Origin of the sequence: Raoultella sp., assembly GCF_039594335.1 — a bacterium.
GTDB lineage: Bacteria > Pseudomonadota > Gammaproteobacteria > Enterobacterales > Enterobacteriaceae > Klebsiella.
Map to the genome: position 1 here is coordinate 1 of NZ_JBCNNS010000070.1, position 24,122 is coordinate 24,122.

Here is a 24,122-nt window from a genome sequence, read left to right on the forward strand (position 1 = left end):
GATGCCAGTGGCAAAATGACCGGAATGGGAATGTAATTCCAGTTATCTCGCGCCGTCACGCCCAGTGTGTACCCCAGGCCAAGATGAAAATTGTCATCCGCTAACGGACGCCAGGTTTTCTCCCAGCCATAGCCGCCAATCGGCTCCCATTTGTTAAAAGAGTCCTTAAAAGCCATCAGGTACAGGCCATGCCAGTTACCTTTATCATCCCAGCGAGAAACCCCGAATCCTGCCCCCCACGGACGCTCGTTATATTTATCGGTCTTTTCTTTGTCATAGGCAAAACGGGCATGCCAGGTAATCGCAGGAACATACAGATCGTAGTGTTCAGGTTCCTGCCAGGTTTGCGCAACGTTGTCACTTAAGGTGTTATACCCATCGCGAATCGTCGAGGTAAACGACGCGTTAGCTACGCCACAAGGGAGCATGCCCCCTAAAAAACTAAGAAAAAACAATACGAAATGACGTTGTCTCAACACTTATCTCTTACCGATATCGATTTTAAAGCGCAATAAGTTAACAAGTATAATCTTAATATTACCTTAACGAAATTAGGTAACTTTCTGATTTATGATCGGAAAAACAGCAGTCTTTTAACATTTCCGTTATGTGATAGCGGCCCGCCCCTCCATTGATGATTGCAGGGTTCTCATCGGTTTATTGATTTGCATCAGCACATTTCGCCCATTAATTAGGCACATTCGCTCACTTAATTTTATCTTCACTTTATTTATTAGCATATTCTTTTGGTAAAAGGTTTAGGGGTAAAAAATGCTTACGCTAGTTGAGATCCTGATAGGGATTGTGGTCATTGTGGGTGTTGCCCGCTATATCATAAAAGGGTATTCTGCCACCGGCGTGCTCTTCGTCGGTGGCTTGACGTTACTTATCGTTAGCGCGTTGATGGGACACAAGATTTTACCCGGCGATACGAAAAGCACAGGGTATTCCGCAACCGATATTATCGAATACGTCAAAATTCTCCTGATGAGCCGCGGCGGCGATTTGGGCATGATGATCATGATGCTCTGCGGATTCGCCACCTATATGACCCATATTGGCGCCAACGATATGGTGGTGAAGCTGGCCTCAAAGCCGCTGCGCTATATTAACTCCCCTTATCTGCTGATGATCGCTGCCTATTTCGTCGCCTGTCTGATGTCGTTGGCCGTCTCCTCAGCGACTGGTCTGGGTGTTCTGCTAATGGCCACGCTGTTCCCGGTGATGGTGAACGTCGGTATCAGCCGCGGCGCCGCGGCGGCAATTTGCGCCTCGCCGGCCGCGATTATCCTCTCTCCGACCTCCGGCGATGTGGTGCTGGCCGCTAAAGCCGCAGAAATGCCGCTCATCGACTTCGCTTTTAAAACTACGCTGCCGATCTCCATCGTCGCGATTATCAGCATGGCCATTGCCCACTACTTCTGGCAGCGCTATCTGGATAAAAAAGAGAACGTCGCCCATGAAATGCTCGATGTGAACGAAATCACCACCACCGCCCCCGCCTTCTACGCCCTTCTCCCCTTTACGCCGATTATCGGCGTCCTGATTTTCGACGGGAAATGGGGCCCGGAGCTGCACATTATTGCCATCCTTGTGCTCTGCATGCTGCTGGCAGCCGTGCTGGAATTCGTTCGCGGTTTTAATACGAAAAACGTTTTCGCCGGTCTGGAAGTCGCCTACCGCGGTATGGCCGATGCTTTCGCCAGCGTCGTCATGTTGTTAGTGGCCGCAGGCATCTTTGCCCAGGGCCTGAGCACCATTGGCTTTATCAATAGCCTGATCTCAATTGCCACATCATTTGGCTCGGCGAGCATCATTTTAATGCTGGTACTGGTGATTCTGACCATGTTGGCGGCCATGACCACCGGTTCCGGTAACGCACCGTTTTACGCCTTCGTAGAGATGATCCCGAGATTAGCCCACTCTTCAGGCATCAACCCGGCCTATCTGTCCATTCCGATGCTACAGGCGTCAAATCTGGGTCGTACTATTTCACCGGTTTCGGGCGTCGTGGTTGCTGTTGCCGGGATGGCCAAAATCTCCCCGTTTGAAGTGGTGAAGCGGACCTCTGTTCCGGTTATCGTCGGTCTGCTGGTGGTGATTATCGCCACCGAAGTTCTGGTACCCGCTAGCGCACTTTAATAAACGCGAAAAGGCGCCAGCAGGCGCCTTTTTTATGCTTTAATCATTTCCTGTAAATCATTATCACCCACTATCAGGATTAAACATGTTCAGGAAGGATTTCGTCGCCATTGCCCTGTTGTTAACGGCAACCCAGGCCGGCGCTGAACCACTCACCGCAACGCAATATGGCGATTTCGACCGGTATGTACTGGCTTTGTCATGGCAAACAGGGTTTTGCCAGAGCATGCATGACAGAAATCGTAGTGAGCCGGAAGAGTGTCGTCTGCAGCAGGAATTACCGAATAAAGCGGATTTCCTGACGGTACATGGCCTCTGGCCTGGCTTGCCAAAATCCGTTGCTGCCCGGGGCGTCGACGAGCGGCGCTGGATGCGCTTTGGCTGCGCCACCCGCCCTGTCCCCAACATGCCTGAAGTCAAAGCCGGGCGTAAATGCCAGGCTGCTGAAACCGGGCTGTCGCTCGAAATGGCGAATAAACTCAATAGCGTGATGCCGGGGGCTGGCGGCAATTCGTGTCTCGAGCGTTATGAATATGCGAAACACGGTGTCTGCTTTGGCTTCGATCCCGATAGCTACTTTGGCACGATGGTGCGTCTTGATAATGAAGTGAAGCAGAGTCCGCTGGGCCTCTTTCTGACGCAGCACTACGGTCAGAGCGTCAGCCGCGATGACTTCGATGCCGCCGTCGCGCAGGCATATGGTAAGCAGAGCGTGAAAGCATTTAAGCTGACCTGCAACGGTAACCCGGCTTATTTAACCGAAATGCAAATCGCCATCAAAGCGGAGGCCATCAATCAACCGCTTTCCGCCAATGGCCTCTTGTCCCAGCCCCATCCGGGGAATTGCGGCAAACAATTTGTGATCGATAAAGCCGGCAACTGATGATTCGGCGGCCGTAAGCCGCCGGTAGATTATGCACGAATAAAATCCAGCAAATCCTGATTAATCTGGTGTTTATGGGTCGTGCAGATCCCGTGAGATCCTCCATGATAGACCTTTAATTCACTGTCAGGCAGCAGTTGCGCTGCCACTTTACCGCAGGTTTCAAACGGGACGATCTGGTCATCATCACCATGAATAACCAGCGTCGGGATCGCCATCTTACGCAGGTCCTCACGTAGATCGGTTTCAGAAAACGCTTTAATACAATCATAAAGCGCTTTTATTGACCCCTGTAACCCCTGCTCGACAAACCCTTCGCGTACCGCTTTTGACTCTTTAACCCCGTCCCGGTTGTAGCCGTAGAATGCTGCGGTCAGCTCATAGAAGAACGCCCCGCGATCCTCGATAACGCCCTCCCTGATGCTGTCGAATACCGCTTTGGGAACGCCATTCGGGTTAAAATCCGTCTGAATCATAATCGGCGTCACGGCGCCAATCAGCACCGCTTTCGCTACCCGGTCAGTCCCGTGCCGGCCGATATAACGCGCAACCTCCCCGCCGCCGGTTGAGTGTCCGACATGAACAGCGTCACGTAAATTCAGATGGGCGGTGAGCTGAGCCAGATCGTCGGCATATTGATCCATGTTGTGGCCATCCCAGGGCTGCGCCGAACGACCATGCCCCCGACGATCGTGAGCAATCACGCGGAATCCATGCGATCCGAGAAACAACATTTGATCTTCAAAAGCATCAGCCGTTAACGGCCAGCCGTGGCTAAATACCACCGGTTGCCCGCTACCCCAGTCTTTAAAATACAGATAACTACCGTCGTTAAGAGTAAGTTTGTCAAAACCGCTCATTTAAGTCTCCTGTATTGGAAGGGTACTACCTGATACAGCTTAAAAAGGATAAGACAGATTTTTCGCTTGTGACGGCATTATCATAAATTTCATCTCTCCCTTTCGGCGATCATCGCTTAATGTGCGTTTAATCACTTCAAACCGCCGACAAGTCTCAGTATGATGGGACGACATTAACCCTTGCCTTTTCGGTGAGGGTTTTCTTTTACGGACAGGTTCCTATAACACGGAGTATGCGATGACCAGACCCGCAATCATCATTAATGAGCTCGATGCAGAACGCATCGACAGGCTGCTCGAACAGCCGGCTTTCGCGAATTCGCCGGTGGCAGATGCGCTGAACGACGAACTGGATCGTGCACAAATGCTGGCGCCAGAAGCGATGCCACATGATGTTGTCAGCATGAACAGTAAAGTCAGATTTCGCGATTTGACCAGCGGTGAAGAGCGCGTGCGGACACTGGTGTTTCCCTCGCAGGTGACGGACAGCGCAACTCAGCTTTCTGTGCTTGCCCCGGTTGGCGCCGCGCTGCTCGGTCTGAAAGTCGGCAGTGCAATCCACTGGGAATTGCCGGGCGGAGCATCGGCTCATCTCGAAGTACTGGAGTTGCTTTACCAGCCGGAAGCCGCAGGTGAGTTTCATCGTTAATGCTCCCGCTGCCTGAGGCGTTTTACGCTTTATTCAGAGGATGTCTTCGCATCCTCTTTCTGCCCTCACTCTCGTTGTTTTGACAAAATTTCCCCACCGCCTTCACCTGAGCTGACAGTTTTGAGAGCTGAATGACACTATATCTTCCTATAATGTGTTGATATAGAAGCAGTCGAACAAGGAGGAATGCATATGTATAAAACTATCATTATGCCCGTTGATGTTTTTGAGATGGAGTTGAGCGACAAGGCCGTCCGCCACGCGGAGTTTTTGGCCCAGCAGGATGGAATTATTCACCTGCTCCACGTATTACCCGGATCGTCCAGCTTCACGATGAGCCGCTTTACCGCCGATCTGCGTCGTTTTGAAGAGCATTTACAGCACGAGGCGGAAACACGTCTGAAAATAATGGCCGGGCATTTCAGCATCGACCCTTCGCGGATTAAAATGCACGTCCGCTTTGGTAGCGTTCGGGACATGGTCAATGAACTGGCAAACGAAATTAAAGCCGATGTGGTGGTGATTGGTTCCCGTAATCCTTCTATCAGCACCCATTTACTAGGCTCTAATGCCTCAAGCGTCATCCGCCACGCCCATATTCCGGTGATGGTCGTTCGGTAACACAGAACGATAAAAAAGAGGCTACCCTGAGGTAGCCTCTTTAATATGCAGGTGTAGTCTTACGTTATTAGGCGGTTTTAGTACGAATCAGATAATCGAACGAACTCAGGGAAGCTTTCGCCCCCTCGCCTGCGGCGATAATTATCTGTTTGTACGGTACGGTTGTGCAGTCGCCGGCGGCAAACACGCCCTTGACGTTTGTTTCACATTTCGCGTCGATGATAATTTCACCCATCCGGTTACGCTCGATGGCGCCTTCCAGCCAGTTGGTATTCGGCAGTAGCCCAATCTGCACGAAAATCCCCGCCAGTTCGATATGGTGTTCATCCCCGCTGATCCGGTCACGATACTGCAGGCCAGTCACTTTGCTGCCATCGCCCATGACTTCAGTGGTCTGCGCGTTGAGAATGATATCGACGTTTTTCAGGCTGCGGACTTTATCCTGCAGGACCTGGTCGGCTTTCATTTCCGGCGCGAACTCCAGCAGGGTCACATGTTCTACCAGACCTGCCAGATCGATGGCCGCCTCAACACCGGAGTTACCGCCGCCGATGACCGCCACGCGTTTACCTTTGAACAGCGGGCCGTCGCAGTGCGGACAATAGGTCACCCCTTTGGTGCGATACTGATCTTCACCCGGCACGTTCATGTTGCGCCATTTTGCCCCGGTAGCAATAATCACGCTGCGCGCTTTCAATACCGCACCGGAGGCCGTTTCAATTTGATGCAGGCCGCCTTCTACCGAAGCCGGGATCAGTTTCGATGCGCTCTGAGAGTCAATCACATCCACAGCATAGTCGCTGACGTGCGCCTTTAACGCCCCGGCCAGTTTCTGCCCTTCCGTTTTCGGCACAGAGATGTAGTTTTCGATATCCACGGTATCCAACACCTGACCGCCGAAACGTTCCCCCATCAGGCCGGTACGAATACCTTTACGCGCAGAATAGACTGCCGCTGCGGCGCCTGACGGACCAGAACCGACAATCAGCACATCATAAGCATCGCGCTTATTCAGCTCTTCCGCTGCCCGTTTTTCGGCGCCGGTATCAACTTTAGCGACAATTTCCGCCAGCGTCATACGGCCCTGACCGAACTCCTGGCCATTCATAAAGACCGCCGGGACGCCCATCACGTTGCGCTCGGTAATCTCATTCTGGAAAGTCCCGCCGTCAATCGCCGTATGTTTGATACGCGGATTCAGGACCGCCATCAGGTTTAACGCCTGCACGACATCCGGGCAGTTATGGCAAGAGAGCGAGTAATAGGTTTCAAACTCAAAATCACCGTCCAGATCGCGAATCTGTTCAAGCAGCGACTGGGTCTCTTTCGAGGGATGGCCACCGGTCCACAGCAGCGCCAGCACTAAAGAGGTAAACTCATGTCCCAGCGGAGAACCGGCAAAGCGCGGCCCCTGGTGGGAGCCGGGATTGGCAATCAGGAAAGAGGGCTTGCGGACAGGCAAGCTGTTATCTTCTCTGAAGGTCACTTTTGCCGACAGCTCGGCGATTTCAGCCAGCAGTTCCTTGATTTCTGCCGATTTTGCGCTGTCATCCAGCGTGGCAACCAGCTCAACAGGTTTAGTCAGCTTCTCAAGATAGGCCCTGAGCTGGGTTTTCATGTTGGTGTCGAGCATTTTTAATCTCCTGCTTGAAAAACATCATCATGCAAGCTGCCTTGCGGGCGGCCTGAATGCGGCTTGCATCATGGTGTTGGAATAAAGCGGGTACGGCGCACCCGCTTGAGAATAAATCCGCCAGTATTTCGCATTACAGGAAGACGGCAAGCTTATGAAGCCCCGGAAGCTTACATAAGTCAGTGACCGGGGTTGATTAAGCGAAGCCAACGCACCTGCAGCGCGAAAGGGGCAGCAAATTTTAGATTTTACCGACCAGGTCCAGAGACGGAGACAGAGTCGCTTCACCCTCTTTCCATTTCGCCGGGCAAACTTCACCTGGGTGAGAAGCAACGTACTGAGCAGCTTTGATTTTACGCAGCAGATCAGATGCGTCGCGGCCGATACCTTCAGCGGTAACTTCAATAGCCTGGATAATACCCTGCGGGTCAACAACGAAGGTTGCGCGGTCTGCCAGACCTTCGTCTTCACGCATATTGTCAAAGTTACGGGTCAGGGCGCCAGTCGGGTCACCGATCATCGCATATTTGATTTTCGCGATGGTGTCAGAGCTGCTGTGCCATGCTTTGTGGGTGAAGTGGGTATCGGTAGAAACGGAGTACACGTCTACGCCCAGTTTCTGCAGTTCTTCGTAATGGTCTGCAACGTCACCCAGTTCAGTCGGGCATACGAAGGTGAAGTCAGCCGGATAGAAGAAGAATACGCTCCAACGGCCTTCGGTGTTTTTCTCGGTAACTTCGATGAATTCACCGTTTTTGAATGCCTGGTTTTTAAAAGGTTTGATTTTAGTGTTAATCAAGGACATTTATACTTCCTCCGTGTTTTCGTTGAGGTCTAAGTTAACGAACTTTTCCTGATTCGACTAATGCGTTTGCATTATCAAATCAATAAGCGATATCTAACAACCGGAACAAGACAGCTTTGTGAACCCATCGCGACGATCGCCGCGTTTCGTAACTTTTGCATCCCATCGCACTGAAAGTAAAAAGGCCACCCTCTTCAGGCGGCCCCGTTACCTGAAATACCCGCAGGTAGGTTCAGTGCCAGACAAGCTGGCTATGCGTTGCGCTCTACATTACCTTAATGTAACAGCAAGGCCGATTACACCATCCGCAGTATTAAAGGGCAATCCGCTCGCGAGCAGGTCTTACCTATAGCTGTGATAGGCTTCATCATCTTTTCACTCTATACATTGATTCAACAAGGAATAGTCATGTTAAAGCGTCTGTTTTTCCTGAGTTTTTTACCCTTTTTCAGCCAGGCTGAAGATCTCCCGGCTGCCGTAAAAGCGATAGAAAAACAGGGCATTACCATTATTAAACCCTTTGCAGCGCCGGGTGGGATGAAAGGATGGCTGGGAACGTATCAGGATATGGGGGTCGCTATCTATCTGACCCCCGACGGCAAGCACGCCATTTCCGGCTATATGTACGATGAAAAGGGCAATAATCTGAGCGAGCAACTGTTCCAGAAAGAGCTCTACACGCCGGCGGGCCAGGCGATGTGGAAGAAAATGGCAGCCGCCAGCTGGCTACAGGAAGGGAAAAAGGAGGCGCCGGTCATTCTGTATGTCTTTGCCGATCCCTTCTGTCCGTACTGCCTGCAATTCTGGAGACAGGCCCGTCCGTGGGTAGAGTCAGGAAAAGTACAGATTCGCACGCTGCTGGTTGGCGTCATCAAACCCGAAAGTCCGGCGATGGCGGCAGCTATTCTCGCCACCCAGGATCCGGCAAAAACCTGGCATGATTACGAACAATCCGCCGGAAAAATGCATATGACAATCCCGACCCATCTCTCTCCGGAAAAGATGAAGATCGTCAGTGAGAACCAGCAGTTGATGGATGCACTCGGCGCAAACGCAACGCCAGCCATTTACTACCTGAACCAAGATAATATGCTGCAGCAGGTGGTCGGACTGCCTGAAGCCGACAAATTACAGATCATGATGGGAGAAAAGTAACTCGCTCAACGCGGCTTTCTGGCCAGGTTCCTGAGGAAAAAGAACCTGGCTTACACCTCTCCAGTCATATACATTCAGCCATGGCGAAGAATAAACGCTACAATAAATTCACCCAATCAATTATTACATAAAATAAATACAAAATATTAATAAATTTTATCCCCACGACTTAATCTGGACATTAGCGATGGCGAACCTTTACGGCCTGAAAAAATTCGACCTTAACTTGCTGGTTATTTTTGAATGCATTTATCAGCATCTGAGCATCAGTCAAGCGGCAGAAGCATTGTTTATTACCCCCTCCGCCGTCAGTCAGTCATTGCAACGCCTGCGCATTCAGCTTAACGATCCTCTGTTTATTCGTTCAGGAAAAGGGATTACGCCCACCAGAACGAGCGTCAACCTGCATTATCTCCTTGAAAAAAACTTAAGCCAGCTTGAGAAAACGATTTCTATCGCCAACCCGGCCAACTTAAAAAAACGTTTTGTCATTTATAGCCCACAGTTATTTATTACCCCCGACTCCTCACAATTAATCCACGCCCTCTACCAGACCCCCAATATGCAGGTTGAACACCATGACCTTCAGCTTACCAGCAGGTCGGTAGAGAACTTGATCTCGCAGCGCAAGGCGGACCTGATACTCAGTTTGTCCCCGTGTAAAAGCGCGGAGACAGTCTGTCAACCCTTCCAGGAAGCGGAGATGGCGCTGGTCTGTGGCGAACACCATCCGCGGGCCGATGAACTGAACGATCGGCAGGCCATCATGCGGGAAAGCTTCGCTTCTTATCTTTCCAGTGAAGTCGGCATAAAGAATTTTCATACGCAAATGAAAAAAAATCTGCCTGACCGCAAGATCGCTTTTCGCAGCGATTCGCTGTTTGCGATCATTAATATGATTAGCCAGACCGACCTTATCGGTTTTGTGCCGAAAGCGATACTGAACCATCCCCTTTTCAATCTGAATTTAAGACTGCTCCCCGTTCCGCTGCCATCTATTATGATCTACATGATTTATCACCAGACGCGGATAAATACGTCCATGTTCTCCTCGGCGATCGATAATATAATCCCCCAGCGACCTGAGATAAACAATTCATAGAATGAATTGTTTGATAAAAATTAATATCTCAACCAAATCTTAAAGCATAAAAAATGACGATAGTTATTTTTTGTCGTAGCATAATATGCCATCACATCGTCAACTGTACTGAAGGAACAGAGATCGTGACACTCATAAAATACCCGTTGCCCGAGTCCGTTCTGCAGGCCACGCAGAAACGCATTGAATGGGTGATGGATAATTTCCCACGTATCTGTGTCTCCTTTTCCGGTGGCAAGGATTCCACCCTGATGTTACATCTGACCGCGCTTCATGCGCGACGTACAGGCCGCAAAATTAGCGTGCTGTTTATCGACTGGGAAGCACAGTTTTCCTGCACTATTACCCATTGCGAAGCGCTGCGGGAAGCGTATCAGGATGTCATCGAACACTTTTTTTGGGTTGCCCTGCCGCTGACCACGCAGAACTCACTCAGTCAGTTCACGCCGGAATGGCAATGTTGGGAACCTGACACCCCATGGGTGCGCCAGCCGCCGCCCTATGCCATTACCGACCCCGGCTATTTTTCTTTTTACACTCCGGGGATGCGCTTCGAAAACTTTGTTCGTGAATTCGCCGGCTGGTTCTCCGCTAACCGCCCCGCCGCGGTCTTAGTCGGCATCCGTGCGGATGAATCGCTTAACCGATTTATCACCATCTCATCGCGCCGCAAACAGCGCTTTGCCGATGATAAACCCTGGACCACCGCTGCGCCGGGAGGCCACGCGTGGTACGCCTACCCTATTTATGACTGGAAAACCGCCGATATCTGGACCTGGTTTGCCAAAAGCGGACTCGCTTATAACCCACTCTATGATCTGATGTATCAGGCCGGCGTACCGCTGCGCTACATGCGTATCTGTGAACCTTTCGGTCCGGAACAACGACAGGGGCTGTGGCTTTATCACATACTGGAACCCGAGCGCTGGGCCGCCATGTGTCAGCGGGTAAGCGGCGCAGGCTGCGGCGGCATCTACGCCGGCCAGGATAACCAGTTCTATGGACATCGTAAGCTGGAGAAGCCCGCACATCATAGCTGGAAGAGCTATGCCCTGTTTTTACTCGACAGCATGCCGGAAAAAACGGCCGAACATTACCGGAATAAAATTGCCATTTATCTGCACTGGTATCAAAAACAAGGGATGGAGGATATACCTGACCTCCAGAATGCCGATACCGGCGCGAAAGATATTCCGTCCTGGCGACGCATCTGCAAAGTGTTACTGAATAACGATTACTGGTGCCGCATGCTCTCTTTCAGTCCGACCAAATCCAGCCATTACCGGCGCTACCGCGAACGAATGAGTCAAAAACGCCAGCAATGGGGGATCTTATGCAACAACAAATAATGCAGGACCTTGAGCGCTATCTGAATACTCTTCAGGATGCGGAACGCGTCGAGGCGCTGAACGCTTTTCGCCAGCTTTTACACCATTACAGCCCGTTCAAATCGCATCCCGTAGACTGTGTGCTGTGGGTAAAGCAGGAGAGCGTCTCGCCAAATGATTACAACCCCAATAACCTCGCCCCGCCGGAAAAACGGCTGCTGCTCACTTCGCTGGAAACGGACGGTTTCACGCAACCCATCGTGGTGCTCAGACAAGATGAAGCGCGCTACGCTATCGTTGACGGATTCCATCGCCACGAGCTCGCCAAAAACAAAGCGCCGTTAAAACAACAGTTAAACGGCTATCTTCCGGTCGCCTGCCTGGAAAGTCATTCGGCCAGTCGCGATACGCTGATGGCCGCCACCATTCGCCATAACCGCGCACGAGGCCGCCATCAGATCCCGGCGATGTCAGAAATCGTCCATGAACTGGCGAACCTTGGCTGGTCTGACGCTAAAATCGGTCAAGAGCTGGGTATGGATGCTGACGAAGTGTTACGCCTGAAACAAATTAACGGTCTTGCCGAACTGTTTGGCGACCGGCAATTTTCTCAGGCGTGGAGCGTAAAATAACTACAGCTGGCAGAGGCGTTCCGCTGCGGCCAGCAGAGTTGCCGGTTGTTTTGCAAAGCACAGCCGTATGAGCTTATGCGGGAACGGATCGGCGCAGAACACCGACAGCGGGATCGCCGCAACGCCCACTTTGGTCGTCAGCCAACGGCAGAAGCTGACATCGTCGAGATCGGAAATCGCACTGTAGTCAGCCAGCAGGAAGTAGGTGCCCTCGCAGGATAAAATCTCCAGACGACTGTTGCGCAGGGCATCGACAAACAGATCTCGCCGCTCGCGGTAGAATTCCGGCAGCTGACGATAGTGATCCGGTTCATGGCGCAGCATATCGGCGATAGCCAGCTGAGCAGGCGTATTCACCGCGAAGGTCAGATATTGATGAACCTTGCGCAGCTCAGCGCTTATCGCCGCCGGCGCCACGCAGTACCCCACTTTCCAGCCGGTCATGTGGAAGGTTTTGCCAAATGACGAGACCGCTACCGACCGTTCGCGCAACTGAGGGTGGGCCAGTACGCTGGCGTGTCCGTGCGGCGCAAAGCAAATATGCTCATAGACCTCATCGCTGATCACATAAATTTCATGATCAGCAATCGCCTGCCACAACGCGGTAAAATCCTCGCGCTGCCAGACCGTCGCCGACGGATTATGCGGCGTATTCAGGATAACCAGCCGGGTACGCTCGCTAAGCGCTGAGGCAAATTCTTGCCAGTCAACGCGAAAATGGGGCGGCTGCAGAGCGATACGTTTTAATACGCCACCGGATAACTCCACGGCCGGCGCGTAACTGTCGTAGCTGGGGTCAAAGCAGATAACCTCATCGCCAGTGCGTACCAGCGCGGTAATCGCCGCATAGAGCGCTTCGGTCGCCCCCGCCGTGACGGTAATATCACTGTTTGCATCCGGTCGATAGCCGTACAGTTCGGCAGTTTTATCGGCGATCGCCTCACGCAATGCCAGGACGCCGGTCATCGGCGCATACTGGTTAGCCCCCTGAGCGACATGATAGGCCAGACGCTCCTGCAGGTAGCGCGGCCCGTCAAAATCCGGGAACCCCTGCGACAGGTTGATCGCCCGGTGCTCCTGCGCCAGCGCGCTCATCTGTGTAAATATAGTGGTGCCAAGCGAAGGGAGTTTACTTTCAGGAATCAGTGGGTTATTGCTCATATTATAATTACCGATTGTAATGCTGTATTGTTGAAGCCACTATAACACGATGTTAATATTTGGCAATCAAGACGCTTAGACGTCTAAATGATAATGTTATGCCGGTTCTCGCCTGAAGCAGCCCCTCACGGCGCACCGCCTACTCTGGAGAAACCATGATCCGCGCTATCGTGACCGATATTGAAGGCACCACCAGCGACATTTCTTTTGTCCACAACATTCTGTTTCCGTACGCTCGCGAGCGGCTAGCGGCCTTTGTCACCGCGCAACAGTACGTCGAGCCGGTGAAGACGATCCTTGATAATCTGCGTGCGGAAATCGGCAACTCCGCCGCCAGCGCCACCGAACTGGTTGATACCCTGCTGGCCTTCATGGACGAAGACCGTAAGTCAACGGCGCTCAAGGCGCTGCAGGGCATTATCTGGCGCGAGGGCTATGTGAATGGCGATTTTTCCGGCCATCTCTATCCGGACGTTCTGCCCGCGCTGGAAAAATGGAAGTCCCAGGGGATTGATTTATATATATATTCCTCGGGTTCTGTTGCGGCGCAGAAATTGTTATTTGGCTACAGCGATGAAGGTGATATTACTCATCTGTTCAGTGGCTATTTTGATACCTTGACGGGAGCCAAGCGAGAAACGCAGTCCTATCGCAATATTGCCGAACAGCTGGGGCATCATCCGGCGACGATTCTGTTCCTCTCCGATATTCATCAGGAGCTGGATGCGGCAGAGGCTGCCGGGTTTCGCACAATCCAGTTGGTACGCGGCGACCACGATCCTGCCAGCCATCACCCGCAAGTTCAGCGTTTTGACGACATTCATCCGGAGCAGATCCCAGCATGAGCGCATTAACAATTTATTCAGATAAAGACGCCGGTACTCCTCTCTGGCATAGCACCGACGGCGATGAAATCCAGCAGCAGCTCAACGCCAAAGGCGTGCGCTTCGAACGCTGGCAGGCCGACCATGATTTAGGCCCCTCCCCGACATCCGAGGCGGTGCTTGACGCCTATCAGCACGCTATCGCGAAGCTGGTGGCGGAAAAAGGCTACCAGAGCTGGGACGTGATCAGCCTGCGCGCGGACAATCCGCAGAAAGAAGCGCTACGCGCGAAGTTCCTCAACGAACACACCCACGGTGAAGATGAGGTCCGCTTTTTTGTTGAAGGCGCCGGGCTGTTCTGCCTGCATATCGGCAACGAAGTATTTCAGGTGCTGTGTGAGAAGAACGATCTGATTTCGGTTCCGGCCAACACCCCGCACTGGTTTGATATGGGATCGGAGCCGGACTTCACCGCTATCCGCATTTTCGACAACCCGGAAGGCTGGGTGGCGAAATTTACCGGCAACGATATCGCCAACGCCTACCCGCGGCTGGCATAACGCCACAATGCACTCGGCCGGGCGGCGACTACGCCTGACCCGGCCTATACCATCCGCGGCTTCCCATCGGCCCGTGCCAGCGAAGCACCGCCGGGAAATTCCCGGCCGCTAAACGCTGGTAAACCTCGGCGGATCGAAGGCGGTAATCGGCGGTAGCGGTTCACGCCATGGCTCAATCTCAACCCGACAGGTCTGGGCGCTACAGCCCTGACCCAGGCGCGAACTGCCGCGGTCTTCGGTCAATACGTTGGGATTGCCATGCTTGTCCAGCGAGCCTTTGACCTTCGGATCCAGCGGATCGTACCAGGCCCCCGTTGACATCTGCACTACCCCTTTGAGGATCTGCTCGCTAAGATGCACCCCGGCGAGAATCGCCCCACGGGCGTTATATACCTTCACTACACTGCCTTCGACGATGCCCCGCGCCTGCGCATCCTGCGGATGCATCCACAGCGGCTCCCGGCCCTGAATTTTCGTCGCCCGGCTGACACTGCCGTGATCGTACTGGCTGTGCAGTCGGGTGCGCGGCTGGCTGGAGAGCAGATGCAGGGGCCAGCGCTCGGCCTCCACCTGCTGCCGAACCGCCTCTTCTGCATCCCACCACGGGTGACCCGGGCATTCGCGATAGCCAAATGCGGCAATCGTTTCCGAGTAGAGCTCAATCTTGCCGGAGGGAGTGGATAGAGGATAGCGCTGCGGGTCGGCGCGAAAATCCGCCAGAAAGACCTGCGGTTTTTCCGGGGCGAGGTATTCCAGCACGCCTTGCTGCCAGAATGCCTCAAACGACGGCAGCGCGATCCCCTCTTCCTGCGCCCGCGGTCGTGACGCTTCGTAGATCTGCCGCAGCCACTGCCCGGCATCACGCCCCTCGCTAAAACGCTCGCCACAGCCCAGCCGTTCGGCAAGATCGCAGAAAATGGCGTAATCATCACGCGCCTCGCCCACCGGCGAAATTTGCGCGCTCATGGCGATCATAAAGCCGTCGTGGCCGCCGCTACCGATATCTTCCCGCTCCAGCGAAGTGGTGACCGGCAGAACGATATCGGAAAATTTGGCCTGCGCGGTCCAGTACTGCTCGTGCACCACCACCGTTTCCGGTCGTCGCCAGGCTTCGCACAGGCGGTTAATATCCTGATGATGATGGAACGCGTTGCCGCCCGCCCAGTACACCAGGCGGATATCGGGATAGCGCAGATGCTGGCCGTCAAACTCATACGCTTCGCCCGGATGCAGCAGCATATCGGAGAAGCGCGCCACCGGAATGACCTTATCCACGGCGTTCTCTCCGGCGGGAAGACGCGGGCCGGAAAAGGCTTTGCGCGCCGCCCCCGCCAGATTGGTACAGGCGTAGCCAAAGCCCAGTCCGCCGCCAGGCGTACCGATTTGCCCCAGCAGCGCGGTCAACGCCACCGTCGCCCAGTAGGCCTGTTCCCCCTGGCGCGCACGTTGAATGGACCAGGAGATATTGACCATCGTGCGCTGGCTGGCCATTTCGCGTGCCAGCGCGACAATCCGCGGCGCGTCAATGCCGGTTATCGCCGCCGCCCACTCCGGCGTTTTTGCAATGCCATCGCGCTCCCCCATCAGATAAGCGCGATACGGTTCAAAGCCTACCGTATGACTGGTGACAAATTGCGCGTCGTACAATGATTCCGCTATCAGCACATGGCTCAGCGCCAACAGCAGCGCCGTATCGGTTCCCGGACGAATCGCCAGCCACCGGGCGCTTTCCACGGCGCTGAGATCGTTACGCACCGGGCTGATATTGATAAAGCGCGTTCCCCCTTCCTGCATTTTATCCAGCCAGTACTTCAGCATATGGTCGTTGGCGCCGCCGCCGTTGACCTGCGCATTACGCAGCGGCAGGCCGCCGAATGCGACAAACAGCTGGCATTCGCGCGCCAGCTCGGAAAAGTGGGTGTGCTGGCGGTGCAGCGGGCTCAGCGGCCCGAGAATATGCGGCAGGATACGCTCGCCCGCCGCGCTGCTGTAGGTGTTGGTGCTGGCGGTATAGCCGCCGAAGCACTTGAGGAAGCGGTGCAGCTGACTTTGCGCGTGGTGAAAACGGCCGGCGCTGGCCCAGCCGTAGGAGCCGCCGAAAATCGCCTCATTGCCGCAGCGCGCCTTCACCGACGCCAGCTCGCGGGCCAGCAGGTCAAGCGCCACCTCCCAGCTCACCTCCACGAAAGGCTCGGTGCCACGCCCCTCGCGGGAGGCCGGGCCATTTTTCAGATAGCCTTCTCGTACCGCCGGACGGCGAATGCGCGTCTTGCCGGTGACCGCATCGGGGAGCGATTGACCGATGCGTGAAGGCGCTTTATCCCAGGGGACCGGCGTGACCGCAGCGATATGGCCATCGCGGGCCTGTACCTGCCAGGTACCCCAGTGCATCACGGTCAGATTATGCTGTTTTTTCATAGTGCCTGTTTTCTTCCCACCCGCTAAAGAGCGCTATAATAGAGCGCGATCCTCAGCAAGATAAAATGCCACTCACCATATAATATGCTGGATATAGAGCAGTTACCCCTCACACCTCCCGGCCCGAAGGATTATTTACCAAATTTCACATCAGCTAAATCATAATAATTAAGCAGCAACGATTATTTGTACTAAAAAATAGCGTATGAGTTTTAATACCCTCAATATTAAAGGGGATTAAATCATGCATCATGAAATATTTTCAGCTTGCCGTGGATAAAATTAAGTTTTCCTCGGCTAATACTGCGATATAACATTGTTGGCATAACTTAGACATATTTCGTATTTGAGCTTGCGTGCTCGTTATTGTCATGCTACGACTCCGCAGCTACCTTCATCACAGGATCATAATAAGAATGTCGCAGAAAATGAAATTATTGCCCATCGCCCTGGGCCTGTTCTCGCTTGCCTCTGTTAACGCTCTGGCGACAGATGCCTTATCACTTCAGGGAAAAACCATCGGTGTCGCCGTTGTCGGCACGCAGCACTTCTGGGATCGTGAGGCCTATAAAGGCGCCACCGAAGAGGTAGAGAAACTGGGTGGTAAAGTGATCGGCGTCGACGGCGGCCGCGATAATCAGGTGCATGCCAACAACCATGATATTTTACTGTCACGTAAAGTCGATGCAGTAATTAGTATTCTCGGCGACAGCGCAGTCGAACCTAAATTCAAAGCTCTGCGCGACGCTGGCATTCCGGTATTTACTGTTGACCATGTATCAAAATATTCGGTCAATAACACCACTTCCGACAACTACACCCTGGGCTCAACCATTGGCCGCTATATGGCGGATGAATTAGGCGGTAAAGGTAACGTTGCCGTATTTAATGCGTTCTCCAACTCTCTGCGTATTTGTGGGATTCGTTACGATCAGTGGAAATATGTCCTTAAAGATTATCCGGACATTCATATTATCCAGCCGGAACTGGCAGAACAATTTGCCAATTCCCCGGAAGACGCGCGTAAGAAAACCCTCGAATTACTCAGCCAGTATCCTAAAGGCAAACTCGATGCCATTCATGTCGCCTGCTGGGATCAGCCGGCCATCGGTATCGTTCAGGCTCTGGAAGAGACCGGCCGCGATAAAGACGTGAAAGTCACTGCTATCGATGCTGGTCCGGAAACGCTGGAGATCATGGCGGAACCTAATAGCCCGTTCGTCGCCAACGTTGCCCAGCAGCCGCATCTGATCGGCCAGACCTCCGCCGATAACGTCGCGCGCTACTTCGACAAACAGAAGCTGCCGCTGCAAACCTTTATCCCGGTGGTACCGGTGAAAGGACCGCAGGAGGCGAAAGCAGTCTACAAACAGCTGGGATATGGCGAACTGCAGTGATCACTCCATCCTCCGGCAGGGTTAACCCCGCCGCTGGTCTGGCGATGAACCAGATCAGCAAAAGCTTTGCCAACGTGACTGCATTAAATGCGGTCACGCTGCTTCTGAATCCCGGCGAAATTCACGGTCTGATCGGCGAGAACGGCGCCGGAAAATCAACCCTGATAAAAATCCTCGCCGGGGTTTACCAGGCCGATAGTGGTAACGCCACGCTGGACGGCGCGCTCCTGCCCCTCGGCAATCCTGCGGCGATTGAAGCGCTGGGCATCCGCGTCATCCACCAGGAGCTCAACCTGATCCCGCACTTTACGGTGGCGGAATCGGTGTTCCTCGGCCAGGAGTACCGTACCCGCTGGGGCGCTCTGGATCGGCGGCGGATGAATGCCGCCACCGAAGCGTTTTTCCGCGACAACTGGCAGCTGGACATCCATCCCCGCCGCCTGATCCGCGACCTCAGCCTCGCCGAACGCAAGCTGGTGCAAATCGCCCGGGCGCTGATCGACGGCGCGGCAAAGCTGGTGGTATTCGATGAGCCCACCGCGCCGCTGGAAGCGCAGGAAGCTAACCTGGTCTCCTCGGCGATCCTGCGCCTGCGCGAGCAAGGGATCGCAATCCTCTATATTTCGCACTACCTCAATGAAATCGCCGCCCTTTGCGATCGCGGCACCGTGCTGCGTAACGGCGAGGTCGTCGGCTATCCCGATCGGGCGTTTCTGCAGAATACCGATGCGCTGATTAAAATGATGGTCGGCCGTGACATCGAACAGCTCTATACCCCGCGCCAGAGTCTCGCCCGGCAAGTCGATGCTGCCGCACCGGTACTGTCGGTACGCCAGCTCAGCGACGGTGCGCAATTACACGATATTACCTTTGATATTCAGCCGGGAGAGATCGTTGGTGTTGCCGGACTGCTGGGCGCCGGGCGCGACGTGCTGATCGATCTGCTTTATGGACTGCGTCGCGCCCGCAGCGGCACGATGAGCATCGATGGGCAGCCGAATCAACTGCGTACGCCGTATCAAGCCACCCGCGCCGGCATGGCGCTGGTGCCGCGCGACCGTCGCCATCAGGGGCTGATTCTCCCCTTCTCTACCGCTGACAATATTAATCTCGCCTCCCTGCCGGAGACCGCCACCTTAGGCTGGGAGCATCGCGGCCGGGCGCTGGAAAAAGCGCGTCGCTGGATCGACCAACTCGCGATCCGCCCCGGTCGTCCGGAACTGCCGGTGCGCTTTATGAGCGGCGGCAACCAGCAAAAAGCCATTCTGGCCCGCTGGCTGGGCACCGATGCGCGGCTCTTTATTCTCGATGAACCCACTCTGGGGGTCGATATCGGCGCGCGCAGCGATATCTATCAGCGCACCCGCGAGCTGGCGGATCGCGGACGCGCGGTGCTGGTCTCCTCCAGCGACGCCCCGGAGCTGCTGGGCCTTTGCGACCGCATCCTGGTGATGTGGCGCGGCGAGCTGGTGGCTAATCTCCCGACCCACGGGCTGACGCTCGACGCGCTGCTGGCGACGATTAACGGTGGACAGGAACAACAGGTATGAGTGCAGGTATCCAGCGTCGCGCCCTTCCGGGCATAACGACGCTTATCGAAAAATTCCCGCTGATTCTCTTTTTTGCGCTGCTGGTCTGGCTCAGTCTCCAGTCGCCATTCTTTTTAAGCTGGCAGAATATCAGCATGATGCTGGTGCAGAGCGTGCCGCTGGCAATCCTCTGCTTCGGCCTGGTGTGCGTAATTGCCGTCGGCGGCGATGACGTGGTCTCCGGCGGTATCGACCTCTCGCTTCCCGCTATCGCCGTACTCGGCGTCGCCCTGCTGAGCCTCGGCATGGTCGAATGGAACACCCCGTATCTGTTGCTGTTACTGCTGCTGGTCGCGGTATCTCTCGCCTGCGGGGCGGTGAACGCGATACTGGTGCTCGCCGCTGGCCTGCCGCCGCTGCTGGCAACCCTGTCGACCTCCGTCGCCTTTACCGGCCTGACGGATCTGCTGACCGGCCAGCGACGCATCGCGGTCAACGATCCGCTGATGGTCGCATTTCGCGACAACGCGGTGCTCGGGGTCCCCTGGCCGCTGATCTATCTGCTGGCGGTATTCGTGCTGTTTCAGTTTTTGCTCCATCACTCCCGCTTCGGCCAGCATTTACAGGCGGTAGGGGGCAATCGCGATATGGCGCAAATGAGCGGGCTCAACGTCCGTCGTTTGACGATTATGGTCTGGCTGCTGGCGGGGATCGCCGCCGGACTGGCGATTTTGCCACTGCTGAGCCAAGGCTCAGGCAGCTCCAGCGGCACGGCGACGCCGCTACTGCTTGAGACCGTCCTCGCCACCTTTATCGGCGCGGCGTTCTCGCGGCGGCGCGTGGTCACCATCTGGGGCGCGCTGCTCGGCGCAGTGCTGGTCAACGCGCTCTCCAACGGCCTTGGCCTGCTGGGGGTGAATATCTTCTGGATGGGCGCCATCAAGGGCGGCCTGATCCTCATCGTACTGGCCGCTTCGGCGGTCAGACATCAAGGAGGCCACTGATGAGCCAGCTGACGCTCAAATCCTCAACCAACGGGTCGGGCAGCAGCCCGCAGGCGTGGCTGTCGCGGGCCGGATTCGGCATGATTACCCTACTGGCAGTCGCCCTGTTTGGCTGGGCCAATCCGGTCTTTCTGACCCTCGATAACTGGGCGAATTTACTCCAGGGCAGCGCCATTCTGCTGATTGTGGCGATGGCGATGACCCTCATCGTCAGCGCTGGCGCCATCGACCTTTCGGTCGGCGTGGCGCTCGATTTTGGCGCCGCCTTTGCGCTGGTGGCCTTAAAAACCTGGCACTTGCCGTGGCAGGCGGCAGTGGGCTGCGCCCTGCTTGGCGGAATGATTATCGGTCTGCTGAATGCTTTCCTGATCCTTATCTGCCAGATTCGCCCGTTCCTCGCCACCCTCGGCACCTGGTTTATCGCCAGCAGCGCTGAACGTATCTATACCGACGGCGGCGGCTCGATCTCTTACCGCCGGATGGCGCCGGAGTATCACGATCTGGCGGTCGGCAATATCGCCGGTATTCCGATGCCGGTGGTGATTGTCCTCGCACTGTGGCTGATAGTCTGGCTGATGACCGAACGCACTCTGTTCGGCAAATACGTACGCGCTATCGGCCAGAACGGCGAAGCGGCGCGTATCGCCGGGATCCGCGATCGCCTGACTCTGCTGTGGGTACTGGTGGTAGCCTCCGCGCTGTGCGCCGTCGGCGGCGTCATTCTTTCCGCCAACCTGCGTCAGTTTACGCCGCTGGCCGGTCAGGCCTACCTGATGGACGCTATTGCCGCGGTATTCATCGGCACCGCCTTTAACCGGCTGGGTCGGGTCAGCATCGCCGGAACCCTCGGCGGTGTGCTGTTCCTCGCCATTATTGATAACGGCCTGAACCTGATGGGACTCAACTACCTGGTGAAAGATGCGCTGGTTGGCATGATTCTGGTAGTGGCGCTCGCCCTCTCTTTCTGGCAGGCGCGACTGCGCCAAACCCATCGTTAAGTGGAGCACCTATGGCAGCCTTTGACGCCGTCTTTGTCGGCCTGACTATTCTTGATATCGCCGGTCGCCCGGTTATCGACATCCCGCCGCGCGGCGGGGTGGCCTTTATCGAACAAATTCGCCTTAACCCAGCCGGAACCGCCGCCGGGGCCAATATTAACGCGGCGAAGCTGGGCATTCGTACCGCCGCGGTGGCCTGTCTCGGCGAAGATGAAAAAGCCGATTTTATCCTCGCCAGCTATGCGCGACTGGGGATCGACTGTTCGCTGGTCCAGCGCACGGCGCAGCAGGAAACGTCGGCAACGATTCTGCCGATCCGTCCCAACGGCGAGCGTCCGGCGCTGCACTGCCGGGGCGCCTCCGATGCGCTTTTCGTCAGCGAAGAAACCTTCGCCGCCGTTCTCGACTGCCGCTTTCTGCACCACGGCGGCAGCGGCCTGCTGGCGGCGATGGATCGGGGTCAGAGTGCGCGTCTGCTAGCGGCGGCGAAGGCCCGGGGAGTGGTCACCAGCTTTGATTTAATCGCCCCGAATGAGAACACGCTGGAACTGCTGCGCCCGCTGCTGCCATCGGTGGACTACTTTATGCCTTCCCTTGAAGAGGCGGCGTACCTCTCCGGGCAGATGCAGCCGGAAGCGATCGCTCGCTTCTTCTTCGAGCTTGGCGTCGGGACCTGCATTCTGAAGGATGGCGAAAACGGCTCGTGGCTGCTGACCCGCGACGGCGCTGTCGAACATATCGCGCCGTACCGGGTCGATGCCGTGGATACTACCGGCTGCGGCGACAGCTATTGCGGCGGCTTTATTGCCGCGCTGGCCCGCGGGATGAGCGTGAAACAGGCCTGTGAGGTGGCATCGGCGGTCGCCGCACTGGTGGCGACCGGATTAGGATCAGATGCCGGAGTTGTCGACTGGGACCATACCCTGAGGTTTATGGCGACCACCCGGGCCACGGCTTAGCGCCACTGGTAGAGCAGCGGCTCTCCGGCAATATAACGCTGAAGGTCAGCGGCAATCATCGCCGTGTGTTTAGCGATGCTCTCTCGCGTCGCCCCGGCGATATGCGGGGTGAGGATCACGTTATCAAACTCGGTGATAAACGGGTGGTCGCGCCACAGCGGTTCGCGGTGATAAACATCCAGTGCCGCGCCGCCGAGCGGACCGTGGCGCAGCGCGTCAATTAACGCCTCTTCATCTACTACCGCGGCGCGCGAAGTGTTAATCAGCAGCGCGCCGGGCTTCATGCTATTCAACAGCGGCGCGTTCACCAGACCATCGCTGTGCGGGCCGCTGCTCAGATGCAGACTGACGATGTCCGCGTCACGGAACAGCCCCTCAAGCGTCGTTTTCTGTAGCCCCGGCTCGTTGATATCCTCGGCGGCGACAAACGGATCCACCACCAGCACCACCATACCAAAGGCCCGCGCAATACGCGCCACACGGCGACCGATATTACCATAACCCATCAGTCCCAGGGTTTTATTGCGCAGCTCGCTGCCTTTAAACACTTCATAGGGACTCTCCGGGCTCACGTCCCACACCACATCGCGACGCAGCCCGCTCTGGGTGGCCTGGGCAGCGTTCTCGGCGTTAGTGAATTCGCCGCGTTTCAGCGCCGCATGAGACTGCGGAATATGCCGCGCCAGGCTCAACATCAGCCCGATGGTCAGCTCTGCCGCAGCGTCCGCATTGCGCCCCGGTGTATAGAGCACACGGATGCCGCGAACCTGGGCGGCTTTGGTATCGATGTTCACCGGATTGGCGCGGGTACAGGCGATGACCTGCAGACGTGGGCAGGCGGCGATCACCTCTTCCGTCACATCGTCATAGCTGGTCACCAGCACCTCGGCATCGTGGGCCAGCTCAATCAGTTGTCCAGCGCTCAGTTTCGGTTTGCCCAACGCCCACCCTTCTACCAGCAGCTCGCCGAGTTGCTGAAAAGGGGCGAGATCGCCGGAATGTTCGGCGGTAAAAACGATTTTCATGAATGTTGTTCCTGAGAAAGACGGTGAAGTGCATCCTGTCGGGCCTGCCAGACGGGCAGCATCTGCTCGCGCAGTAGCCGGTAAACCGGGTACAGGGCCGCGTAACGGGTATGAGCCTGCGGATCGGGCTGATAGCGGGTCTGCTCCAGCGTTGGATAGTGCGCCAGCGCACCAACGCTACGGGCCGCCAGAATCGCCGCCCCGCGGGCGCTGAGTTCATTAAACGCGCTGGAGACCACCGTGCGGCCGGTACAGTCGGCAATGATTTGCAGCCAGGTTGCCGAGGCGGCGCCGCCGCCGGTCAGATACAGTTCGTCGCCCTGCGGATAGCCCTGCAGCGAGTCGACAATCGCGTAAGCCAGCCCTTCAAACACTGCCCGCTGCAGCTCCGCGCGGGTGGTGTGCTGGCTGATACCGAAATAACCGGCCCGCGCATC

23 protein-coding genes are annotated in these 24,122 nt (G+C 55.5%); 15 read left to right on the forward strand and 8 right to left on the reverse strand.

Features of this window, described 5'->3' with window-relative positions; translation table 11 throughout:
* Positions 1-479: lipid IV(A) palmitoyltransferase PagP (pagP, locus tag ACZAHD_RS13560; protein WP_462457242.1), on the reverse strand; the 479-nt coding region annotated here is incomplete at its 3' end.
* Between the two features lie 292 nt (positions 480-771).
* On the opposite strand from pagP, the gene dcuC reads away from it, so the two are divergent.
* Both dcuC and rna read left to right on the forward strand, forming a co-directional pair.
* Positions 772-2,142 carry an anaerobic C4-dicarboxylate transporter DcuC gene (gene dcuC, locus ACZAHD_RS13565; RefSeq protein ID WP_462457243.1) on the forward strand — a complete coding sequence of 457 codons (1,371 nt, stop codon included), beginning with the start codon at positions 772-774 and terminating at the stop codon, positions 2,140-2,142.
* Positions 2,143-2,227: 85 nt separating this feature from the next.
* Positions 2,228-3,025: a ribonuclease I gene (gene rna / locus ACZAHD_RS13570; protein ID WP_462457244.1), complete on the forward strand. Its 798-nt coding sequence runs from the start codon at positions 2,228-2,230 to the stop codon at positions 3,023-3,025.
* Positions 3,026-3,054: 29 nt separating this feature from the next.
* On the opposite strand, the gene ACZAHD_RS13575 is transcribed toward rna, so the two are convergent.
* A complete protein-coding gene (locus ACZAHD_RS13575) occupies positions 3,055-3,885 on the reverse strand; it encodes an alpha/beta fold hydrolase (RefSeq protein ID WP_462457245.1) in 831 nt (276 codons plus the stop codon).
* A gap of 238 nt (positions 3,886-4,123) precedes the next feature.
* Between ACZAHD_RS13575 and rnk the strand changes: the two genes are divergently transcribed.
* A complete protein-coding gene (gene rnk / locus ACZAHD_RS13580; RefSeq protein WP_032688893.1) occupies positions 4,124-4,534 on the forward strand; it encodes a nucleoside diphosphate kinase regulator in 411 nt (136 codons plus the stop codon).
* 192 nt (positions 4,535-4,726) lie between these two features.
* Positions 4,727-5,155: a universal stress protein UspG gene (gene uspG / locus ACZAHD_RS13585; RefSeq protein ID WP_462457246.1), complete on the forward strand. Its 429-nt coding sequence runs from the start codon at positions 4,727-4,729 to the stop codon at positions 5,153-5,155.
* 67 nt (positions 5,156-5,222) lie between these two features.
* Here uspG and ahpF read toward each other — a convergent pair whose 3' ends face one another.
* Together ahpF and ahpC are read right to left on the reverse strand one after the other, a co-directional pair.
* On the reverse strand, positions 5,223-6,788 hold the full coding sequence (gene ahpF, locus ACZAHD_RS13590; RefSeq protein ID WP_462457247.1) for an alkyl hydroperoxide reductase subunit F: 1,566 nt from the start codon (positions 6,786-6,788) through the stop codon (positions 5,223-5,225).
* A 241-nt stretch (positions 6,789-7,029) separates the two neighbouring features.
* On the reverse strand, positions 7,030-7,593 hold the full coding sequence (gene ahpC / locus ACZAHD_RS13595) for an alkyl hydroperoxide reductase subunit C (RefSeq protein WP_462457248.1): 564 nt from the start codon (positions 7,591-7,593) through the stop codon (positions 7,030-7,032).
* Positions 7,594-8,001: 408 nt separating this feature from the next.
* Between ahpC and dsbG the strand changes: the two genes are divergently transcribed.
* The 4 genes from dsbG (at position 8,002) to ACZAHD_RS13615 (ending at position 11,810) form a co-directional block, all read left to right on the forward strand.
* Positions 8,002-8,748: a thiol:disulfide interchange protein DsbG gene (gene dsbG / locus ACZAHD_RS13600; RefSeq protein WP_462457249.1), complete on the forward strand. Its 747-nt coding sequence runs from the start codon at positions 8,002-8,004 to the stop codon at positions 8,746-8,748.
* A 187-nt stretch (positions 8,749-8,935) separates the two neighbouring features.
* Positions 8,936-9,850, forward strand: coding sequence for a DNA-binding transcriptional repressor CitR (gene citR, locus ACZAHD_RS13605; protein ID WP_462457250.1), 915 nt, complete (start codon positions 8,936-8,938; stop codon positions 9,848-9,850).
* A gap of 125 nt (positions 9,851-9,975) precedes the next feature.
* On the forward strand, positions 9,976-11,199 hold the full coding sequence (locus ACZAHD_RS13610) for a phosphoadenosine phosphosulfate reductase (RefSeq protein ID WP_462457251.1): 1,224 nt from the start codon (positions 9,976-9,978) through the stop codon (positions 11,197-11,199).
* Positions 11,184-11,810, forward strand: coding sequence for an IbrB-like domain-containing protein (locus tag ACZAHD_RS13615; RefSeq protein WP_462457252.1), 627 nt, complete (start codon positions 11,184-11,186; stop codon positions 11,808-11,810). Before ACZAHD_RS13610 ends, ACZAHD_RS13615 begins: the two co-directional genes overlap by 16 nt.
* Here ACZAHD_RS13615 and ACZAHD_RS13620 read toward each other — a convergent pair whose 3' ends face one another.
* Complete coding sequence (locus ACZAHD_RS13620) at positions 11,811-12,956, reverse strand: pyridoxal phosphate-dependent aminotransferase (protein WP_462457262.1); 1,146 nt, start codon at positions 12,954-12,956, stop codon at positions 11,811-11,813.
* 170 nt (positions 12,957-13,126) lie between these two features.
* Between ACZAHD_RS13620 and mtnC the strand changes: the two genes are divergently transcribed.
* Positions 13,127-13,816: an acireductone synthase gene (mtnC, locus tag ACZAHD_RS13625; RefSeq protein ID WP_462457253.1), complete on the forward strand. Its 690-nt coding sequence runs from the start codon at positions 13,127-13,129 to the stop codon at positions 13,814-13,816.
* Entirely contained in the window at positions 13,813-14,355 is a 543-nt protein-coding gene (locus tag ACZAHD_RS13630; RefSeq protein ID WP_462457254.1) for a 1,2-dihydroxy-3-keto-5-methylthiopentene dioxygenase, read from the forward strand. Before mtnC ends, ACZAHD_RS13630 begins: the two co-directional genes overlap by 4 nt.
* A gap of 108 nt (positions 14,356-14,463) precedes the next feature.
* On the opposite strand, the gene ACZAHD_RS13635 is transcribed toward ACZAHD_RS13630, so the two are convergent.
* Entirely contained in the window at positions 14,464-16,773 is a 2,310-nt protein-coding gene (locus ACZAHD_RS13635) for a molybdopterin-dependent oxidoreductase (RefSeq protein WP_462457255.1), read from the reverse strand.
* Between the two features lie 416 nt (positions 16,774-17,189).
* On the opposite strand from ACZAHD_RS13635, the gene ACZAHD_RS13640 reads away from it, so the two are divergent.
* From ACZAHD_RS13640 to ACZAHD_RS13660, 5 genes are read left to right on the forward strand one after another with little or no spacing between them, the layout of a single operon-like run.
* On the forward strand, positions 17,190-18,170 hold the full coding sequence (locus ACZAHD_RS13640; RefSeq protein ID WP_462457256.1) for a sugar ABC transporter substrate-binding protein: 981 nt from the start codon (positions 17,190-17,192) through the stop codon (positions 18,168-18,170).
* A gap of 44 nt (positions 18,171-18,214) precedes the next feature.
* Positions 18,215-19,720 carry a sugar ABC transporter ATP-binding protein gene (locus tag ACZAHD_RS13645; RefSeq protein ID WP_462457263.1) on the forward strand — a complete coding sequence of 502 codons (1,506 nt, stop codon included), beginning with the start codon at positions 18,215-18,217 and terminating at the stop codon, positions 19,718-19,720.
* Complete coding sequence (locus tag ACZAHD_RS13650; RefSeq protein ID WP_462457257.1) at positions 19,717-20,703, forward strand: ABC transporter permease; 987 nt, start codon at positions 19,717-19,719, stop codon at positions 20,701-20,703. The genes ACZAHD_RS13645 and ACZAHD_RS13650 overlap by 4 nt, the downstream gene beginning before the upstream one ends.
* Positions 20,703-21,701: an ABC transporter permease gene (locus ACZAHD_RS13655; protein ID WP_462457258.1), complete on the forward strand. Its 999-nt coding sequence runs from the start codon at positions 20,703-20,705 to the stop codon at positions 21,699-21,701. Before ACZAHD_RS13650 ends, ACZAHD_RS13655 begins: the two co-directional genes overlap by 1 nt.
* Before the next feature lie 11 nt (positions 21,702-21,712).
* Entirely contained in the window at positions 21,713-22,660 is a 948-nt protein-coding gene (locus ACZAHD_RS13660; protein WP_462457259.1) for a carbohydrate kinase family protein, read from the forward strand.
* Here ACZAHD_RS13660 and ACZAHD_RS13665 read toward each other — a convergent pair.
* Both ACZAHD_RS13665 and ACZAHD_RS13670 read right to left on the reverse strand, forming a co-directional pair.
* Complete coding sequence (locus tag ACZAHD_RS13665) at positions 22,657-23,685, reverse strand: 2-hydroxyacid dehydrogenase (protein WP_462457260.1); 1,029 nt, start codon at positions 23,683-23,685, stop codon at positions 22,657-22,659. The genes ACZAHD_RS13660 and ACZAHD_RS13665 overlap by 4 nt on opposite strands.
* Positions 23,682-24,122 (reverse strand): FGGY-family carbohydrate kinase (locus ACZAHD_RS13670; protein WP_462457261.1); only part of this gene is annotated, 441 nt, incomplete at its 5' end. The genes ACZAHD_RS13665 and ACZAHD_RS13670, both read right to left, overlap by 4 nt.

Coding starts and splice junctions, on each gene's coding strand:
- ahpF (WP_462457247.1), bottom strand. CDS start 6,788: ATGCTCGACACCAACATGAAAACCCAGCTCAGGGCCTATCTTGAGAAG.
- ACZAHD_RS13655 (WP_462457258.1), top strand. CDS start 20,703: ATGAGCCAGCTGACGCTCAAATCCTCAACCAACGGGTCGGGCAGCAGC.
- mtnC (WP_462457253.1), top strand. CDS start 13,127: ATGATCCGCGCTATCGTGACCGATATTGAAGGCACCACCAGCGACATT.
- ahpC (WP_462457248.1), bottom strand. CDS start 7,593: ATGTCCTTGATTAACACTAAAATCAAACCTTTTAAAAACCAGGCATTC.
- dsbG (WP_462457249.1), top strand. CDS start 8,002: ATGTTAAAGCGTCTGTTTTTCCTGAGTTTTTTACCCTTTTTCAGCCAG.
- ACZAHD_RS13575 (WP_462457245.1), bottom strand. CDS start 3,885: ATGAGCGGTTTTGACAAACTTACTCTTAACGACGGTAGTTATCTGTAT.
- ACZAHD_RS13630 (WP_462457254.1), top strand. CDS start 13,813: ATGAGCGCATTAACAATTTATTCAGATAAAGACGCCGGTACTCCTCTC.
- ACZAHD_RS13635 (WP_462457255.1), bottom strand. CDS start 16,773: ATGAAAAAACAGCATAATCTGACCGTGATGCACTGGGGTACCTGGCAG.
- ACZAHD_RS13615 (WP_462457252.1), top strand. CDS start 11,184: ATGCAACAACAAATAATGCAGGACCTTGAGCGCTATCTGAATACTCTT.
- ACZAHD_RS13645 (WP_462457263.1), top strand. CDS start 18,215: ATGAACCAGATCAGCAAAAGCTTTGCCAACGTGACTGCATTAAATGCG.
- ACZAHD_RS13640 (WP_462457256.1), top strand. CDS start 17,190: ATGTCGCAGAAAATGAAATTATTGCCCATCGCCCTGGGCCTGTTCTCG.
- citR (WP_462457250.1), top strand. CDS start 8,936: ATGGCGAACCTTTACGGCCTGAAAAAATTCGACCTTAACTTGCTGGTT.
- uspG (WP_462457246.1), top strand. CDS start 4,727: ATGTATAAAACTATCATTATGCCCGTTGATGTTTTTGAGATGGAGTTG.
- rna (WP_462457244.1), top strand. CDS start 2,228: ATGTTCAGGAAGGATTTCGTCGCCATTGCCCTGTTGTTAACGGCAACC.
- dcuC (WP_462457243.1), top strand. CDS start 772: ATGCTTACGCTAGTTGAGATCCTGATAGGGATTGTGGTCATTGTGGGT.
- ACZAHD_RS13660 (WP_462457259.1), top strand. CDS start 21,713: ATGGCAGCCTTTGACGCCGTCTTTGTCGGCCTGACTATTCTTGATATC.
- ACZAHD_RS13650 (WP_462457257.1), top strand. CDS start 19,717: ATGAGTGCAGGTATCCAGCGTCGCGCCCTTCCGGGCATAACGACGCTT.
- ACZAHD_RS13665 (WP_462457260.1), bottom strand. CDS start 23,685: ATGAAAATCGTTTTTACCGCCGAACATTCCGGCGATCTCGCCCCTTTT.
- rnk (WP_032688893.1), top strand. CDS start 4,124: ATGACCAGACCCGCAATCATCATTAATGAGCTCGATGCAGAACGCATC.